General features: G+C 67.1%; 17 protein-coding genes. 6 read left to right on the plus strand and 11 right to left on the minus strand.

The window, feature by feature from the left end; translation table 11 throughout:
- The 6 genes from AC5RWD_RS22090 to AC5RWD_RS22115 form a co-directional block, all read right to left on the minus strand.
- Positions 1 to 425: hypothetical protein (locus AC5RWD_RS22090; protein ID WP_494022068.1), on the minus strand; the 425-nt coding region annotated here is incomplete at its 3' end.
- A 63-nt stretch (positions 426 to 488) separates the two neighbouring features.
- Positions 489 to 806 carry a hypothetical protein gene (locus tag AC5RWD_RS22095; RefSeq protein ID WP_494022069.1) on the minus strand — a complete coding sequence of 106 codons (318 nt, stop codon included), beginning with the start codon at positions 804 to 806 and terminating at the stop codon, positions 489 to 491.
- 444 nt (positions 807 to 1,250) lie between these two features.
- The gene (locus tag AC5RWD_RS22100) at positions 1,251 to 2,399 is read right to left on the minus strand and encodes a serine hydrolase (protein WP_494022070.1); all 1,149 of its coding nucleotides are present in this window, start codon (positions 2,397 to 2,399) and stop codon (positions 1,251 to 1,253) included.
- A 104-nt stretch (positions 2,400 to 2,503) separates the two neighbouring features.
- Positions 2,504 to 3,775: an aminotransferase class I/II-fold pyridoxal phosphate-dependent enzyme gene (locus tag AC5RWD_RS22105; RefSeq protein ID WP_494022071.1), complete on the minus strand. Its 1,272-nt coding sequence runs from the start codon at positions 3,773 to 3,775 to the stop codon at positions 2,504 to 2,506.
- Positions 3,772 to 4,629 (minus strand): class I SAM-dependent methyltransferase, encoded by an 858-nt coding sequence (locus tag AC5RWD_RS22110; RefSeq protein ID WP_494022072.1) that lies wholly within the window; start codon positions 4,627 to 4,629, stop codon positions 3,772 to 3,774. Before AC5RWD_RS22110 ends, AC5RWD_RS22105 begins: the two co-directional genes overlap by 4 nt.
- 159 nt (positions 4,630 to 4,788) lie before the next feature.
- On the minus strand, positions 4,789 to 5,745 hold the full coding sequence (locus AC5RWD_RS22115) for a phosphatase PAP2 family protein (RefSeq protein WP_494022073.1): 957 nt from the start codon (positions 5,743 to 5,745) through the stop codon (positions 4,789 to 4,791).
- Positions 5,746 to 5,871: 126 nt separating this feature from the next.
- Between AC5RWD_RS22115 and AC5RWD_RS22120 the strand changes: the two genes are divergently transcribed.
- Both AC5RWD_RS22120 and AC5RWD_RS22125 read left to right on the plus strand, forming a co-directional pair.
- Entirely contained in the window at positions 5,872 to 6,075 is a 204-nt protein-coding gene (locus tag AC5RWD_RS22120) for a hypothetical protein (protein WP_494022074.1), read from the plus strand.
- A gap of 50 nt (positions 6,076 to 6,125) precedes the next feature.
- Positions 6,126 to 6,521: a hypothetical protein gene (locus AC5RWD_RS22125; RefSeq protein ID WP_494022075.1), complete on the plus strand. Its 396-nt coding sequence runs from the start codon at positions 6,126 to 6,128 to the stop codon at positions 6,519 to 6,521.
- Between the two features lie 113 nt (positions 6,522 to 6,634).
- Here the strand turns inward: AC5RWD_RS22125 and AC5RWD_RS22130 are convergent, their stop codons facing one another.
- The 4 genes from AC5RWD_RS22130 to AC5RWD_RS22145 all read right to left on the minus strand — a co-directional run bounded on the left by AC5RWD_RS22130 (position 6,635) and on the right by AC5RWD_RS22145 (position 10,050).
- Positions 6,635 to 6,952 carry a hypothetical protein gene (locus tag AC5RWD_RS22130; RefSeq protein WP_494022076.1) on the minus strand — a complete coding sequence of 106 codons (318 nt, stop codon included), beginning with the start codon at positions 6,950 to 6,952 and terminating at the stop codon, positions 6,635 to 6,637.
- A 55-nt stretch (positions 6,953 to 7,007) separates the two neighbouring features.
- The gene (locus tag AC5RWD_RS22135; RefSeq protein WP_494022077.1) at positions 7,008 to 7,502 is read right to left on the minus strand and encodes a hypothetical protein; all 495 of its coding nucleotides are present in this window, start codon (positions 7,500 to 7,502) and stop codon (positions 7,008 to 7,010) included.
- 119 nt (positions 7,503 to 7,621) lie between these two features.
- On the minus strand, positions 7,622 to 8,356 hold the full coding sequence (locus AC5RWD_RS22140; RefSeq protein WP_494022078.1) for a response regulator transcription factor: 735 nt from the start codon (positions 8,354 to 8,356) through the stop codon (positions 7,622 to 7,624).
- Positions 8,353 to 10,050 carry a sensor histidine kinase gene (locus AC5RWD_RS22145; protein WP_494022079.1) on the minus strand — a complete coding sequence of 566 codons (1,698 nt, stop codon included), beginning with the start codon at positions 10,048 to 10,050 and terminating at the stop codon, positions 8,353 to 8,355. Before AC5RWD_RS22145 ends, AC5RWD_RS22140 begins: the two co-directional genes overlap by 4 nt.
- Before the next feature lie 487 nt (positions 10,051 to 10,537).
- Here AC5RWD_RS22145 and AC5RWD_RS22150 point away from each other — a divergent pair, with 487 nt between their 5' ends.
- The 4 genes from AC5RWD_RS22150 to AC5RWD_RS22165 all read left to right on the plus strand — a co-directional run bounded on the left by AC5RWD_RS22150 (position 10,538) and on the right by AC5RWD_RS22165 (position 17,026).
- Positions 10,538 to 12,112 carry a BTAD domain-containing putative transcriptional regulator gene (locus AC5RWD_RS22150; protein WP_494022080.1) on the plus strand — a complete coding sequence of 525 codons (1,575 nt, stop codon included), beginning with the start codon at positions 10,538 to 10,540 and terminating at the stop codon, positions 12,110 to 12,112.
- The gene (locus AC5RWD_RS22155) at positions 12,105 to 13,496 is read left to right on the plus strand and encodes a sensor histidine kinase (protein ID WP_494022081.1); all 1,392 of its coding nucleotides are present in this window, start codon (positions 12,105 to 12,107) and stop codon (positions 13,494 to 13,496) included. Before AC5RWD_RS22150 ends, AC5RWD_RS22155 begins: the two co-directional genes overlap by 8 nt.
- A 120-nt stretch (positions 13,497 to 13,616) precedes the next feature.
- Entirely contained in the window at positions 13,617 to 14,615 is a 999-nt protein-coding gene (locus AC5RWD_RS22160; protein WP_494022082.1) for an o-succinylbenzoate synthase, read from the plus strand.
- A gap of 320 nt (positions 14,616 to 14,935) precedes the next feature.
- Positions 14,936 to 17,026, plus strand: a complete 2,091-nt coding sequence (locus tag AC5RWD_RS22165) for a PhoX family protein (RefSeq protein ID WP_494022083.1) — start codon at positions 14,936 to 14,938, stop codon at positions 17,024 to 17,026.
- 197 nt (positions 17,027 to 17,223) lie between these two features.
- Here AC5RWD_RS22165 and AC5RWD_RS22170 read toward each other — a convergent pair.
- Positions 17,224 to 17,347, minus strand: a 124-nt coding sequence (locus AC5RWD_RS22170; RefSeq protein WP_494022084.1) for an IS3 family transposase, incomplete at its 5' end; no start/stop codon positions are given.

The raw sequence follows: 17,347 nt of genomic DNA on the forward strand, positions 1-17,347 counted from the left end.
GTGCCGCCCTTACTGTCCACGGACGTTGCGGCGGGCTGGGGAGCGGCGGTGCGGCCGGTCTGGGACGCGGCAGAGCCGGCGTCGGGCCGGGAAGCTATGGTGCGGTTGGGTTGGGGCACGCCGGGGCTGGCGTCGGGCTGGGAAGCGATAGTGCGAACGGGCTGGGACCTGGCAGGGCCGGCATCGGACTTTCTTGTAACGGTGCCGCCCTTACTGTCCACGGACGTTGCGGCGGGCTTCGCTTCGGTGCTGGCGACGGCGGCCGGTGCCGGAGTGCTTACGGAGTTGTTTGGCAGGAGGACGCTGTTTGCGCTGCCGGTGACCGCCGGGGTGGTGTTCAGAACCTGCATATTGACGGCGAGGGCGGCGGAGCCGATAGCGAGGATCCCGGCCACGGATAGTGTGAGGGTTGCTCTGGTTTTCATGGTCCATTCCAGGGGGCGTCGGTAAGAATGGCGTGCGGGCAGAAGTCCGTGAGCCGGCGGATTTCATCCCCGGTCTTGGATCTCGTGCAAGTGCGCCAGCATTGCCTGTTCGGGGTGTCCTGGATGTTCCGAGATGTGCCGGAGCAGCGACAGCCGGGTCTCCGAGTTCAGGTCCTCGTCGCCAAGGATCTCGCCGATGAGCCGCATCAGCTGGCGCTGCAGGATGCCCCCTTGGGGAGCGCGTTGGGCTGGCCGTTGGCCGGTCCGTCCCGGGTCGGGAACTGCTGCGGGGCCGCCGGCAGCGTGCCGGGCAGGTAGCCTCTCCGGCGTGGGGGACTGCCAGTGGCTGTCACCGGGTGAATACGGGTCCGGGCTCATCATCTTATTTACCTTCCACTGCGCCGCCCCGCGGGCCCTTCCGGCATGCGCTGAGACCGGCGGCGTTGCCGGCAACCCCGGTGTTAAGGGGAATGCCGTCTGCCAGTATTGTTCCGGGACGCCATGGGGGATTTGCTGGTGAACCTTGGAGTGTTGGAAGGGCAGGGTCCCCCCAGCCAGAAGGTGCGTCAGCAGCGCCGCTGTGGCGGGAAAACCGCCGGTGGGTCGGGGGGTCCGGGGGCCCCAAGGTTGAACGGGATTTTCCGAGGAACCGGTGGCACGATCTTTCTATCTGGCCCGACACCACAGCCGCGAGTGGTTGCTCAGCCAGCTGGCCGGCCCGGCATTGCACCCCCCTGACATGCCGGGCCGGCAACCCCCCAAGGCCTTTAGCCGGGACCCGCCGGACCGCAGGCCGAAGCCACTGCCGGGCCCCGCCGTCGTCGGTCAGAACACCTGTTCCACAACCGCCCGGGTGAGTTGCCGGATGATGGTGGTCTGCACCGGGATATCCGCGGCGCTGGCGCCCAGCGAGTACACCACGAACGCGTAGGCGCGCTGGCCCTGGACCAGGATGCTCGCGTCGTGCAGGTTCCCGTTGAGCAGCCCGTACTTATGGAAGACGATGACCTCCGGAGCCACTGCGGCGGGGATCAGTGTCTCGTAGTTGGTGTTCTGCATGTAGGACAGCAGCTCGGCGGTGTGGGCCGGGCTAAGCAGGCGCCCGTTGTAGAGCAGCGCCAGAATGCTGGCTGTCTCGGCGGGGGACAGCATGTTGAAGGTCCTGTCGTACGGGATGCCGAGCGATGCCGCATAGTCACGGATCCCCTGGTAGCTGACGGCACCGAGGATCAGCGCCCATGATGTGTTGTTGCTCTGCTGGATCATCTGCCGGATCTGGAAGGCGGCGGTCCGGCCGCCCATCGGCGCCGCCAGGGACAGGACACCCGCCTCGGCAAGGTGGTAGTACGCCGCGGCGGCAAGGACCTTGCCCGTGCTGGCCGCCACGAACTTCTCCCGGACGCCGTACTGGCGGACGACGCCGTCGGACAGGTCAATGAGGGCGACCCCCAGCCGGTACCGGCTGTTGACGGCAATGATGGCGTTGAGCTGTTCCTCGAGAGTTGCATCGGCGGGGGCCGCCGCCGGTGGCGGCTGGGGCGCGGGTGCGGGTGCCTCCTTTGGCGCGGGCGCCGCCTTGGGTGCCGGCGCGGCGGGTGCCCGTTCGGCGGTTTCCGGGGTGGGACGGACGACGGCGGCGGGCGGGGACGGTGCCGCCCGGCTGGCGGCCGTCGCCTTGGGACCGGGCGGTTTTGCGCGGCTGGGCGTTGGCGCCGGCGCCGCGTGTGGGGCGGGCTTGGTTGCCGGCGGTGTCGGGGTTCTGGCCGGGAGGGGCGCGGCCGCCGGGAATGCCCGGGAAGCTGCAGGCGGTGGGGCCAGGGCTGACCCGTAGGCAGTGGTGGCGGTCAGCACCATCGCGGCGCAGATGATCAGGAGCCGGCCGCGGGGTTCCGTCGGCCAAGGGACTGCCTGGCTGGCCGCTTGGCCAAGCCGGTGGCGGCTGCGGGCGCGGTGCCGGCCCGGAACCCTGCTCATGACCCGGACCTCATACGGCCACGCTGGCACCCGGAGGTTGGGAAAAGGTGGGGCCCTGGCGGGGAGAAAGTTGACTTAGGCCACCAATATGGGGGATTGCCCGGTCAGGGCAGTTTCCTGGGGCTCGCCGGAATGACGGGGATCAGACCCGTGGGCAGCTTGATGTCCGCGTCCTCCGGCCGGTCCTGCCCTGCCCTGTCGATGGCCGCCCGGAAGTGGGGCAGGCTGCGCTCCACCATGTCCTCGCTGGCGGTGAGGGAAATCCGGAAAAACCCCGGTGTCTCGAACAGGGTCCCGGGAAGCACAAAGACATCCTCCTGGCCCAGTGCTTCGGTGAAGGCCTCGTCATCCTGAATGGGGGATTGGATAAACAGGTAAAAGGTGCCCTCGGACGGCCGGAGGCGGTATCCCATGCCGCCCAGCTCCTGCACCAGCCGGTCCCGCTTCTGCTGCAGCTGGCCGACGTCGATGGTGAACGTCTCCAGCCGCGGCAGCGCGTACTGCAGCACGGCGTTGGGGTAGATCCAGCCCATGGCCAGCTGCATGCTTTCGACGGCGGTGCCGAGCTCCTTGCGGTCCGGCATGCTTGGCGGCAGCGCCAGGTACCCGATCCGCTCGCCGGGCGACAGGTGGGTCTTCCCGTAGGAGTAGGTGAGCAGCGTGTAGGGATAGAACTCCGCAGGGCTGTGGAAGCGCGTGCCGTCGAAGACGATCCTGTTGTACGGCTCATCGGACACCAGGTAGATCCGCCGGCCTATCCGCGCCGACGCGTCGTCGAGGAGGATGGCCAGCTGGCGGAGGAGCTCTGGCGGGTAGATCCGTCCCGTCGGGTTGTTGGGCGAATTGATGATCACCACACGGGTACGCTCCGTGATGGCCGCTTCAATGGCCGTCAGGTCGAGGTCGAAGGTTTCGAGGTCGATCCGGACTTTGACCGGGACCAGTCCGGCCTCGACGGCGAGCGGCTCGTAAAGGAACCACGGCGGCAGGCTGTAGATGACCTCGTCGCCGGGATCGGTGACCGCCTTCAGCGCAAGCGCGATTGCGGTGAAGCCTCCGGTGGTGAGGTACAGGTCCCCGGGTTCGAACGGAACGTCGAGCAGCCGGGCCAGGGAATCCGCCGCCGCCTCCCGGGCCTCCACCTCGTTGGTCTTGTACGCGAACCACTGGTCATCGTGCGGGTGGAGCGCGTCCCGGAGGGCATCGACGTAGGCCTCCTGCGGCATCTGGTGCGGATTGCCCAGGGTGAAGTCACAGATGCCGGGAAGGTGCCTGCGGTGGGCGTAGGTGGAATGGTTCAGGTGCTCGGAGATCCTCCGGAAGGACGGGATGGAGGCCACCTCAAGGGCACGGCGCGAGGCGGGGACGTCCGTCACAGCCCGGATTCCTGGGGCTTGGCATTGGCCTTCGCCGTGAGCAGCAGGTACTCCCATTCCATCTGCGCGGGAGTATCGCCGTGGGCTTCGATGTACGTGCCGGCAAGCTCCGTGAGTGCGCCGTCCAGGGCCTTGATCTTCTCCTCATCGCCGGCCAGCGACTTGTATACGGAGATGGTGGGCCCGTAGTGCGACTTGAAATAGTGCAGGAAGTCTTCGGGCTGGTGGAAGCTGGTGATCGCCACTGTCCGTTTTTGCGCCCGGATCTCGCCCAGCCGGTCACCGAACAGCTCCCGGACATGGTCTTCGCTGCCCCACAGGGGCGCCGGCTGCGCGCCGGGCGGGGGCGGGGGAGCGAACGGCTTCATGGTGGAGAACATCTGCCCGACGAAGCCCTCCGGGGTCCAGTGCAGCAGGCCGATGGTCCCGCCCGGCTTGCAGACACGCACCAGTTCGTCGGCGGTTGCCTGGTGGTGCGGGGCGAACATGGCGCCGAGGCAGGACATGACGACGTCGAACTCGCCGTCCGCGAAGGGGAGGTTTTCGACGTCGGCCTCCGTCCACTCCAGCTCAACGCCTCGGTCGGCAGCCTGCCGCCGCCCGGCGTCGAACATCTCCGGGGTGAGGTCGCTGGCGATCACCCGCGCACCCATCATGGCCGCGGGGATGGCTGCATTGCCGGCTCCCGCTCCCACATCCAGGACGCGGTGGTGCGGTTTGATGTTGCAGGCCTCCACCAGGATGGCGCCCAGATCCAGGAGGAGCTCGCTGGCGAGGGCAGGGTAGTCGCCCTGCGCCCACATGGCCCGGTGCTTTTCCTTCAGGGCCTTGTCCGCCCCGGCTTGGTCGTTCATGTCCGCGCACCTCTGCTTTCGCAGGTCCAGTAATAGCGCCCAGCTGAGTCGGTGGAGGCTGTGGTGCGACTTATTGTGGGCTTCCCGGCGGTGCTTGTAAAGGTTGCGCAGCACCATCCGGGTAGTTGGGGGGCGGGGACGGTGAGGTCGGCGCCCTGGTTAGTCCCGGCGTCGGACGGCGTACGCGAACAGGGACGTCGTGGCCACGGTAGCCAGGTACCCGGCGATCACGATCAGCGAGATGCCCGCCCAGAAGTAGTTGGTGGTGCTGGCCTCGTGGCCAATGCCCGGAGCGATCATGACCAGCGAGTACACGGACACCGCGGCAGAGGCCAGCCCCAGCAGCACAGGCAGCCCGATCCACAGCCGTGCCGAACCCCAATGCCCGCCGAAGCCGTCCCAGACGTTCCACTCGTGGCCGTCGTTGCGGAGAATCAGCCAGCCCGCGGGAACCATGAAGCAGCCCACCACCAGGAAGGCAGCCACCACATCCGCCGGCCGGTGCCACTGGTTCACGAGCGTCGACATGCCCGAAGCGATCGCAAACGTGCCGCCGACAAAGCCGGCCAGCGGGCGCCACCGCGGGGACGCCATCAGGAACACGGCCGCCGCGGCGGACGCCGCCAGCGTGGTGTGCCCGGACGGCAGCGAGTTCAGCTCCAGCGTCTCCACGCCCCGGTACGGCCGCAGCGGGAGCAGGTCCTTGAGCACCTGCGTAGCGATGTTCGCCGCGACGCACGCCGCCACTGCGATGCCCGCCGCCCGCCAGCGGCGGTGAATCACGGTCACCAGAAGAACGACGACGGCGGCCATCACCAGGGAGATGGTGGGAAGCCAGTCCAGGAACCGGGTGGTCACCTTGCCCGCGGGCCCGTGGATGTCCACGGCCTCCACGAGGGCGGACTCGTCGATGAACTGGCCCGTGGTGGTCCGGACGAAGTAGTAGTAGGTGGCGGCGAGGCCCGTGGCGCAGGCCAGGGTTGCGACGGCGAAGAGGAAACCGGTCCCCGCTGCCAGGCGCATGCGTCGGGCTGAAGGCTGGCGGCGCGGCTTCTGACGGCCCTGCTGCTGGCGGCCTTGCTTCTTACGGCGGGGGTCCCTGAGCTGGAAAGTCATCGTAACAAGGGTGTCACAGTTTGCTGGGAGTCGCCTGTCCGCCCGGTGGGTGTGCCCTTGCTCCTGGGATCGCCGGCGCCAGTTGGATGCTCGACTCTGCAGGGCGCCGGGCATTACGTTGGGGGCATGACCGAAAACCAAGACGAAACCCGCGCTGGTTCCGAAGAACCGGTCCGCGAAGAACCGGTCCGCGGCGAAACCGGCCGCAAGGAACCTGCCGGTGATGAAACTGACCTCAGCACCAAACTGGACCCGGATTTCATCCCGCAGCAGGGCGAGACCCCCGACGCGAAGCGGGCCCGTGAGCACCCCGAGGAAACCGGCAGCTGACGCCGTGTATGGGGGCTAAATGCCGGCCGGCCGGCCGCTAAAGTTGGTGCATGGGCGGTATCGCGGATGTACTTGGCCCCATCCTGGAAATGATGACGTGGGTGGGCTTCCTCCCCGGCGTGCCGTTGCTGGCATGGGGACTGATTATCGAACGGCGCCGTTGCGCCTGGACCAAAACCACGGGCGAGGTGTACACCGCCGGCGGCTTCACCGGCTTCCGCTGGACGGACCAGGAAAACGTCCCGCGCCAGACCCTGGTGGACTCCGACGTCGCGCGGGGCATGGTGGCCGGCACCAAGGTGGAGCTGCATTACGACCTCTGCCACCCGTCGCGCTGGGGCCTGAGACCCCCCAAGCACGACAACATCATCCTGATCCTCGGCTGGATCCTGACCGGGGTGGGAATCCTGAGCACCGTCGGCGGCTTCGTGCTGCTGCTCTTCTGACGGGCAGCCGGACAAACCGGCCGGACATGCATCGGGTACCCGTGCCGCGGCGGGTACCCGGTCTGTGGGGCAGCTGAAGCTGCGTTTTTCGCCTGCTGGACGTTCCGCCTGCTCTAGACGTGCGGATCGACTGTTGAGGCTTGCCCGTCCCGCGGGGAACGGCCGCCGCGCCGGTTCCTGTCGCGCAGGTGGTCCAGCAGCGCCTGTTCGGGATGCCCCGGGTTCTCTGCCAGGTGGCGCAGAAGCCGGCGCCTCACGTCGGAGCGCGGATCAGCTGTGGCGAGCACATTGTGGATGATGTCCAGAACCTGTTGATGGAGTTCCGAGTCGTCCACCATTATCGTGGTGGGCCGGCCGTAGGGGGAGTCAACGGTGGAGCCCCACCGGTCCGGCGGAATGGGTTCATACAGGTCGCGGAATTCCGTGTGCATCACTGGCTCCTTATTGCGGGGGGAAACTGCATCTTCGGGTTGCCGCCGCGTGCGCTTATTCATTGCTGCTGCCACTCCTGCCGCTGGTGCCGGAGAGACTGCTTTCGCCGTCGAGCTCGCTCGAGGACGTCGAATTGTCAGTGGGTTCCACTGCGGGGGAAGTGACCTGGCCGGGCTCCACAAGCTCGACGCCGGAGTCATCGGAGGAGACAGCGGGGTCTTCGCTCGAATCGGCTGGGTCGTCTGGTGCGGGCCCGGTCTGGGCAGGTTCCGCTGCTTCCGTGGAAAGAGGCGAGGAGGGGGCAGGCTTCAGCGGCGCCGATTTGAGCGCCGGTGACGAGGCTTTGGGCGTTGCCGTCGGGTGGGTGAGCGGCGTCAGTCGCGGGGTTTCAGTGAAGCCGTCGATGTTCAGGACCGAGTCGCGGGGGTCCGGTTCATGAACAATCACGCCGGGTTCCAGGCTTGTCGGCGCCCCGGTGACAGCCTGCGCCCATACGGTGATGCTGGCGAGACCCACCAGCGGAATGCTCAGCAAGGACCACCTCTTCATCGGCCTGCCACACCTCCTTCGTGAAACAACTTTGGGGCGCGAAGGTGAGGCAGGGATGAGATGCGGATGAGAGTCTTCTCATGCACCCGTTGGGCGCGCGTTTGGGTATGCAGGGAGGCCTAAATCGAATGGCCTTCGGCACCATTGGCGGTGTCGGCTCCATCGTCGGGGGCCGCCGCGGTGGGGCCGGTCAGACACAGGAGCCGGTAGCCCACGCCGCGGATGGTCTGGATGCGGTCCTGGCCGAGCTTGTTCCGCAGGTACCGCACGTAGACGTCCACCACGTTGGAGGACCCCTCGAAGTGGTAGCCCCACACCCGGCTCAGGAGCTGCTCACGGCTGAGCACCTTGCCGGCGTTCTCCATAAAGGTCCGGGCCATGACGAACTCCCGCGCGGACAGGTCGATCACGCGGCCGCCGATCTCCGCAGTGCGCAGGTTCACGTCGAGCGACAGGTCGCCGCAGACGAATGTCGGGGCCGAGGTAACGGCCTGCGCGCCCCGGAGCCGGAGCTTGATGCGGGAGAGCAGTTCCTCGAACCGGAAGGGTTTGGTCATGTAGTCGTCCGCGCCGCCGTCGAGTGCCGCCACCGTGCTTTCGAGGCTGTCTGCCGCCGTGAGGATGATCACCGGAATTGTGGAGTGCATGTCGCGGAGGTTCTTGAGGACGGTGAGGCCGTCCATCCGGGGCATGCCGATGTCCAGGATGAGGAGGTCGAACTCCCCGGATGTGGCGTAATCCAGTGCTTTCACCCCGTCGAAGACCTGGGTGGTGGTGTATCCGGCCGCCGTGAGGCCCTTGGCGAGGAAAGCCGCGATGCGCGGCTCGTCGTCGGCGATCAGGATCCGGGTCAAGGCGTGCCTCCCGCCCGGGTGGCCAGTTCAATGCCCGACGCCGGTCCGTCCGGGTTCGGATTGCCGGCTGCGGCGCCCGGTCCCTTATGCCGCGGTCCCTTGGCCGTGGGGCCGCCGGATCCCGGAGCCTCGGAGCCGCTGCCGCTTCGGCCGGCACTGTCAGCGGCGGCGGAATCATCCGCTTCGCGGCCCGAGTCCTTGCCGCCGGAGGGGATCCGGAGCACGAAGCGGCTGCCCTTGCCCTCCTCCGATTCCAGCAGCACCGAGCCGCCATGCGCCTCGGCGATGGCCTTTACGATGGACAGCCCCAGGCCCGAGCCCTCCGAGACCGCCGAGTTGCTGCCCTTGCCGAAGCGCTCGAAGATGCGCTCATGATCTTCCGCCGGAATACCGGTGCCGGTGTCCGACACCCAGATCTCCAGCTCCCTGGATGCCGAGCCTGCCAGCTCCCGCACAACTGCCGCCCGACCACTCTGGGGAGTGCCGCCGTCGTTCTCCACCCACGCGCCCCCGACCGATATCCGGTCCGACTCGGAAGTGTGTTTGACCGCGTTCGCCGCGAGCTGCTCCAGCGCCTGGGTAAGCCGGCGGCGGTCGGCGCGGATCAGGCCCCCGGGCTTGGCGTCCAGGCGCCATTGGCGCTCGCCGAGGACCCGGACCCGGTTCAGGACGTCCTCCAGAAGGTCGTCGGCCTCCACCCAGGCAGGAGTCACGAAGTCCGGCCGGCCGCTGCGGGCAAGGAGCAGCAGGTCATCCACCAGTACCTGCATCCGGTCCAGCTCGTCCAGTAGCAGCATGCGGGTCTGGTCGACGTCCTCGGGATCCCCGGCCCGGAGCAGTTCCAGGTAGCCGCGGATGATGGTCATGGGCGTTCGCAGCTCATGGCTGGCGTCGTGGACGAAGCGGCGCTGGTTGTCGAAGCCGGCCTCCAGCCGTTCGAGCATGCGGTTGAAGTTCATGGCCAGCTGGGCGACGTCGTCGGTGCTGTCCGGCACCTCAACCCGCTTTGTCAGGTCCTCAAAGGTGGTGGCTTCCGTGGCTTCGCGGAGGCGCCGGACGGGACTGAGCAGCCGCCCGGTGACCAGGTAGCCCACCAGACCGGTCAGCGCGAGCGTCGCGAGGGACGCCAGGGCGAAGGTCCACATCGAACCGAAGACCTCGGCACGCTGGGCACCGATCTCGCTCGAAGCAATCAGCAGGCCCTGGTCCTGTCGGGCGCCTGACAGGGAAACGGAGGTTATGGCCAGGCGGACCTGCCGGCCGTCAATTTCGATGTCCCGCATCACGGTCTGACCGGGCTCGCTCCAGTCCCAGACGTGGTCGGTGACGGCCGGGGTGTTCAGGTTGGTCGGCTGATCCCCGGCGGGCAGGATGACGTTGCCACCTCGGAGCATGGTCATCACCGACTCGTAGCCGCCCGGGGCCCCGTTGCGCAGATAGGTCCTAAAAAGGTCGTGCACGGTTGTATAGGCCGCGCCGCCGAAATTCGGTCGGCCCTGTTTGGCAAGCTCGTCCAGATTCTTGCGCGGCAGCTGCAGCTCGGCGTTGACGCGGTCATTCAGGCTCTTGAGCTGGGCCGCATGGGTGGCGGCACCGGCCACAAAGAGGCCCACGGCCATGAAGACGAGCAGCGTGGCCAGCAGCCGGAAGCGGACGGAATGGATTTCCGTGCGCAGTGCGCCGGCCGCATTCATGGGACTACCCGGCCTCTTTTAATGTGTGACGTGCGTAACACAAGGCGCGCCAGGGCCTGCCGCGCAGAATTTTTTTGAAATCCGGAGCGGCCGCCGAAGACGCTCATCGCCGAGTACTCGGAATACTTGGTTGTACCCGGGCCGGCCATGGTCCGCCTCATTGGATCACCCATTTCATGCTGATTTGGCGGTCCTCCGGGGACGAGGATCGCAGTAGCACCGCTCTAACTGCGGTAATACGAATGTAGCCCCGGGTTCTTGGGAAAAACTTGGTGTATCTGGACCCCGCTGCCGTCATTCCGGTGGGTTTCAGGGGAGACCCGGGCCGCCCCAACCGAGTGGTGGCCGTTCGATGCAAAAGCAACCAAGTAGTACCCCTACCGAAATTCGAGTACTCGCTACTCGTGCCCCTACTTGCCTGAGTGACAAGTATGAATCCAAGCCATTCATGGGGAATGCAGTTCATGGGGATAGTAGGTGCAGACAAATGGTTCAGACGGTTGCAGAAGATACTCGTTGGTCCCGGAGAGTCAACGACGACGAGTTCCTGCCTAACTCACTCGAAGACGCAGGTGGCACAACAGCGAAGTTGTCCATCAACATCCTGGGCCCGCTCCGCGTCCGCCGCGGCGGCGTGGTGATCGGATCCCACGAACTTGGAGGTCCCAAGCCCCGCCAGGTCCTTGAAATCCTGTTGCTCAAGCTGGGGACCCCGGTCTCCAAGAACCACCTGATCGATGTCCTGTGGAACGGCCAGCCGCCGGCTGAGGCCCTGTCCACGCTGGAAAGCTACGTCAGCGTGCTGCGCCGGCACCTCCAGCCGGGAAGCGGCAAGGGCGGTGCCCTCCGCACGGTCACCGGCGGCTACATGATCGACCGCAGCATGGTTGACCTGGACCTCGACCGCTTCGATGACCTGCTCAAGCAGGCCGGACACGCCTCTCCGGAGGAATCCTTCCGGCTGCTCGAGAAGGCCCTCGACATCGCCTCGGTGCCGCTGCTCGGCGACGAGCTGCTGGCCGGCTGGGCCGAGGAGGAGCGTTCGCTCCACTCCGCCCGCGTCGCCAGCATCAAGGCGCGGGCCGCGGAAGCCGCCGTCGCCGTCGGACACCCGGAGCGGGCGGTGGCCCTGGCCAGCGAACTCCTGGTGGACGATCCCATCAACGAGCGCGCCTGGACCGCACTGGTCCTGGGCCTCGAAGAATCCGGGCAGTACATGGAGGCGCTGCGGGCCTACGGCCGCTGCCGCCGGGTGATGGACCAGGAGATCGGCTGCCTTCCCGGACGTGCGCTGCGGGAAGCACATGCCCGGCTGCTGCAGGCGACAGCTGCCAGCGAGGATGAAATGGACCTTTCAGATTCTGATGCTCCCATCCCGGCAACATCGCAGATCACCCGGGAAATCAGCATTCTGACCATCGATGACCACAGCACGTTCACCGAACTGCTGACGGCGGCCCTCGACCGCGAACCGGACCTGCGCAGCGTCGCCTCGGCCACCACCGCCAAGAGCGGCGTGGAGCAGAGCATCGCCCTCAAGCCCGACGTCGTGATCATGGACTTCCACCTGCCCGACGGTGACGGCCTCACCGCCGCTGCCCGCATCCTGGCTGACGCCCCACAAACCCGGATTGTTATGCTGACCGGCGACCCGACGCCGGAAGCGCTGCGGACCGCCGCCTCGATGGGCATCTGCGCCTTCCTGCCGAAGGGCGGATCACTGTCCACCCTTCTGGACACGCTCCGCTACGCACGGGCCGGCAACATGGTGGTCCACCCCTCGCTGGTGGCCCAGCTGGGTATGTCCACTCCCGCTCCGGCCCCCGCGGTCCGCGAAGTGGAACCCGGCGGACCCGTCCTGACGCCCCGCGAACTGGACGTGCTCCGGCTGATGGCCGGCGGCCACGGCTCGAAGGAAGTGGCCAGCAAGCTGGACATCTCACTCAACACCTGCCGCGGCTACGTGAAGGCAATCTTCGCCAAGCTCGGAACCCACTCGCAGCTCGAATCGGTCATGGAAGCCTCACGGCGCGGCATGCTCGAGCAGCCTTCCAATGGCTAGGCCATCCCTCCGCAAACCTGCCCTGTTCCGCCCGTTCGAATCGCCGGCCAACCACAATTCCGAGGTTTTCAAGGCTGTCCGGCGGTTCCTGCTGATGGGGCTGGTTGCCCTGGTGGTGGTTACCACCCCGGTGGCCTTCTGGATCTGGTCCGAGGCTGAACGCCACGCACTGCAGAACTCCAAGGAGGCCACCGACCACCTGGCCAACAACGTGGTGGGGCCGCTGCTGGACGCGGAAGTCCTGTCCGGCGCACCCACCGCCGTTGAGCGGCTCGACGAACGCCTCCGCCCCTGGATGGGGGAGACGTCCGTCTTTGAGATCCGGCTCTGGGACAAGAACGGGCGCATCGTCTACTCGGACGACCCCAAGCTCATCGGCCATACATTCGGCCTGCCGCACGAGGCGCAGGAAGTCCTGGACGGCGGGGACGTCCCCGCCAACCTGGAGATGCAGAAGGACGAGGTCAATACACCCAACGTCGAAAACGGCGAGCTCGTGGAGGTCTACGTGCCCGTCATCGCCCCCGACGGGCAGAAGCTCGTGTTTGAGACCTATTACGACGACGACGGCGTCCGCCAGGAGCAGGCAGCCGTTCTGTTCGGCATGGCCCCGCCGTTCCTGCTGTCACTCGCCGTCCTGCAGCTCGCGCAGCTGTTCCCGGCGGTCCAGCTGGCACGCCGGATCCAGGCGTACGAGGCAGGCCGGAGCCGGTTGCTGCGCCGGGCCATCGAAGCCTCCGAACTGGAGCGGCAGCGCATCGCCCGGGACCTGCACGACGAAGTGATCCAGGAGCTCTCGGGACTGTCCTACGTGATGGAGTCCGAGGAACTGCACAGCCCCGTAGGCCAGCGTGCGCTGTTCTCCGACGCCCGGCGGATCCTGCAGGACAACGTCCGCAGCCTGCGCGCCATGACCAGCGAGCTGTACCCACCGGACCTGAATCGGCTCGGCCTCTCCGGGGCACTTGCCCGGCTCGGCGATCCGCTCGAGGAGCGCGGGATCAGCCTGGACCTCGACCTGCCGGAGCAGTGCGAGCTGGACCGGGATCGTGCGGCGCTCTTCTACCGGGTGGCCCGCGAGGCCCTGGCCAACACCGCCAAGCATTCCAACGCCACCAGGGCCGAACTCCACCTCCAGCAGGACCGAGGCCGTTCGGAGATCCGCATCCACGATGACGGTTGCGGCTTCGACCAGAGCCAGGGGTCGCCGGAGGGACACTTCGGCCTGCGCATCATGAAGGACACCATCGGCGAGGCCGGCGGCACGCTCCAGGTAATGTCCGCCCCCGGCCGGGGGACCACGGTGGTGGCCCGCTTCGGCGTCGGAGGCAACAAAGTCCCGGCTACCTTCGACCACGAGCCGGAGCCTGTGCCATCGGGGTAACTCCCGCCTGAGCGCACCCAAAAGCCGCCGGCCCCTCCAATGGAGTGGGGGCCGGCGCAGTTCTGTCCGCTGGTTTTCGCCGTGGCGGGTTGGTGGCAGGGGCGCCGGTACAGTGAATTCATGCCTCTCCAGTACCCGTCCCTTGAGGACCTGCTGCAAAGCGCCCGCGTAGTGGTCCTGCCCATGCGCGTGAAGTTCCGCGGGATCCTGGAACGCGAAACGCTGCTCCTGCGCGGCCCGCTGGGATGGGGCGAGTTCGGTGCCTTCCCCGAGTACGGCGATGCCGAGGCCTCCCGCTGGCTGGCCTCCGCCATTGAAGCCGGCTGGCACGGTTTTCCGGAACCCCTGCGGACCAGCATCCCCGTCAACGCCACCGTGCCCGCCATCGAGGCGGACCGGGTGCCGGAAATACTGGCCCGGTTCGGCCGCGTGGACGCCGTCAAGGTCAAGGTGGCCGAACCCGGGCAGACGCTCGGCGACGACGCCGCACGCGTCGCCGCTGTCCGCGCCGCGCTGCCGGACGCTGCCATCCGCGTGGACGCCAACGGCGGCTGGGACGTTCCTGCTGCAGTGGCGGCGCTGACCCGGCTGGCCGGCGTCGGGCTCGAATATGCGGAGCAGCCCGTGCCGGAGATCGGGGGCCTGGCGGAGGTGCGGCGTAGGCTGCATGCCGCGGGGGTGCCGGTGCTGATCGCGGCCGACGAAAGTGTCCGCAAGGAAGAGGACCCGCTCAAGGTGGCGCGGGCCGGCGCCGCAGATCTCCTCGTGGTGAAGGTGGCACCGCTCGGGGGAGTCCGGCGGGCGCTGGAGCTGGTGGCTCAGGCGGGGATGCCCGCCGTCGTGAGTTCCGCCCTCGACACGTCCGTGGGGATCCGGGCCGGGCTCGCGCTCGCGGCGGCGCTGCCGGAACTGCCGTACGCGTGCGGGCTGGGAACCGTCTCGCTGCTCGCCGCGGACGTCACCAACCAGCCGCTGGTGTCCGACGACGGCGCCATCACCTTGCGCGATGCCGTCGCCGACGAGGGGCTGCTCGAGCAGTACGCCGCCGCTCCCGAGCGCCGCGACTGGTGGCTCGCCCGGCTCCGCCGCTGCTACGCCGTCCTGCAAGCCCCTGCCTAGCCTCCTTTCCCCCGACGCTTCCTCACCTCCTGTCGGTTTCCGCTCGACGCTTCCTCACCTCCTGTCGGTTTCCGCTCGACGCTTCCTCACATCCTGTCGGTTTCCCCCCGACGCTCCCTCAGATCCGGTCGGTTTCCGCCTGACGCTTCCTCACCTCCTGTCGGTTTCCGCCTGACGCTTCCTCACCTCCTGTCGGTTTTTCCCGACGCTCCCTCATAGGGGGTCCGAGTTCACCGGATCTTCATCTGAGTGTCGGCTTCCGGTTCGCTTTCACTGGAAAGGTGGCGGTGCCGCATCTAAACCCTTGGAAGGTCTCTCCCATGTCTGAAATCTCCGGACGCAAGTTCGCCCTGCTGCCCATGCTCGGCCACACCAAAGGCAAGCGCAGCCCTGTCACCTGCGCGCTCAAGTGCGACAACGCCTGCGCGGGCGACGTCTGCAACACGAGCTCGAACAGCTACTTCCGCGACATTGCCTCCACTACTCTGTCCCGCCGCGCCGCCCTGGGCTTCGGCGCCGCCGGTGCCCTCGCCGTCGTGCTTGGCGGTGCCGCAACCTCCACTGAGAAAGCCGTTGCCGACGGCGGAACGGGACTGTCTGCCGCCGCCAAGAACGGCTTTGGCCAGGGTGCATCCAAGCTCCAGTTCACTGCCATCCCCGCCGTTGCGTCCGACGTCGACGCCCTGACCGTTCCCGCAGGCTTCACCTGGCAGCCGGTGATCCGCTGGGGCGACCCGATCTTCAAGGACGCGCCGGCATTCGAGCTGGGCAACCAGACCGCAGCAGCACAGGAACGCCAGTTCGGCTACAACAACGACTACTCGGACATCCTCGAGATCCCCGGCAGCAAGGGCCGGCGTGCGCTGCTGTTCGCGAACCACGAATACACGAACGAAAACATCATGTTCCCGGCCAGCATGCCGGCCGAGCAGATGCGCGCGGTGGGTGCGGCCGCACACGGCCTGACCGTCGTCGAGCTGGAACGCAAGAACAAGAACCAGCCGTGGCGCTACGTCCAGGGCGCGCCGCTGAACCGCCGCTACCTGAACAGCACCCGCTACGAGCTGACCGGCCCCGTCGCCGGCTCGGACCTGGTCAAGACCGTGGCTGACCCCGAAGGCCGCTGGATCAACGGCACGCTGGGTAACTGCTCCGGCGGCACCACCCCGTGGGGCACCATCCTATCGGGCGAGGAAAACTTCAACGGTTACTTCGTTGCTCCGGGCACGTCCGCCTCGGACAAGCGCTACGGCCTCACCAACAAGGCCACGGCGCGGCAGTGGGAGCTGGACGATCCCCGCTTCAACGCCAACAACGCGGGCTACGAAAACGAGACCAACCGCTTCGGCTGGATTGTGGAGGTGGACCCGTTCGACCCGACGTCCACGCCGAAAAAGCACTCGTCGCTGGGCCGCTTCAAGCACGAGGGCGCCAACGTAATCGTGGCCAAGTCCGGCCACGTGGTTGCCTATTCCGGCGACGACGAGCGCTTCGACTACCTCTACAAGTTCGTCTCCAAGGCCAAATACCGCGAGGGCGACCGCAAGCACAACATGACGCTCCTCTCCGAGGGCGACCTGTACGTTGCCAAGTTCACCGGCAACGCCCCGGCTGCGGAGATCGACGGCAAGGGCTCGGTCCCGTCCGACGGATCCTTCGACGGCACCGGCGAATGGCTGCCCCTGGTGGTCGGCGGCAAGTCCATGGTTGCCGGCATGTCCCTCCAGGAAGTGCTCGTGTACACGCGGCTGGCTGCGGACAAGGTGGGCCCCACCAAGATGGACCGCTGCGAGGACGTCCAGCCCAGCCTGCACACCGGCAAGGTCTATGTCGCGTGCACCAACAACTCGGACCGCGGCAAGCCCGGCAAGGAAGGCGCCACCGAAGTCAACCCGCGCAACGAGAACCGTGACGGCCACATCGTCGAAATCACGGAGACCGGCGACCAGACCTCCACCAAGTTCACGTGGAACCTGCTGATGGTCTGCGGCGATCCGTCCACCGGCGACGTCACCTACTTCTCCGGCTTCCCGGCCGACCAGGTCTCGCCGATTTCCTGCCCGGACAACCTGGCCTTCGACTCCGTGGGCAACCTCTGGATCTCCACCGACGGTGCCCCGTCCGGCATCGGCAAAGCCGACGGGCTCTTCAAGGTCACCCTGGACGGCCCCCAGCGCGGCCGCGTGGAGCAGTTCCTCGCGGTGCCCCGCGATGCCGAAACCTGCGGACCGATCGTCCACGACACGGAGCGAAGCGTTTTCGTTTCCGTGCAGCATCCGGGCGAGGAGGGCACCTTCGAGGCGCCGCACTCCTACTTCCCGGACTACGTTGCTGCCGGCGCAACGCCCCGCGCGGGCCAGGTCCGGGCTCCCCGCCCGGCCGTGGTCCAGGTGTTCCCTACCGACGCCTAGCAGCCGCACCCTCTCTCACTTCCTGTCGGCTTTTTCCCGACGCTCCATCAGATCCTGCAGGTTTTCGGGCGACGCTCCCTCACTTTCTTTTGAAGAGTGAGGGAGCGTCGGCCCTTATGCGGCAGGATCTGATGGAGCGTTTGGATTTGGACGGCAGAATGAACTGGTCCCCGATAGTTGGACCTGGTTAGTAAGGCCTAGGCTGCAAGGGCCTGGCTTCGGTATTGTATCGGGCTCAAGCCGTTGAGCTTCGTGGAGATTCTTTCGGTGTTGTACCAGCGGATGTACTCGTGCAGTGCTGTTGCCAGCGCCTCGGTGCTG

The organism is Arthrobacter sp. CMU6, from assembly GCF_059090205.1.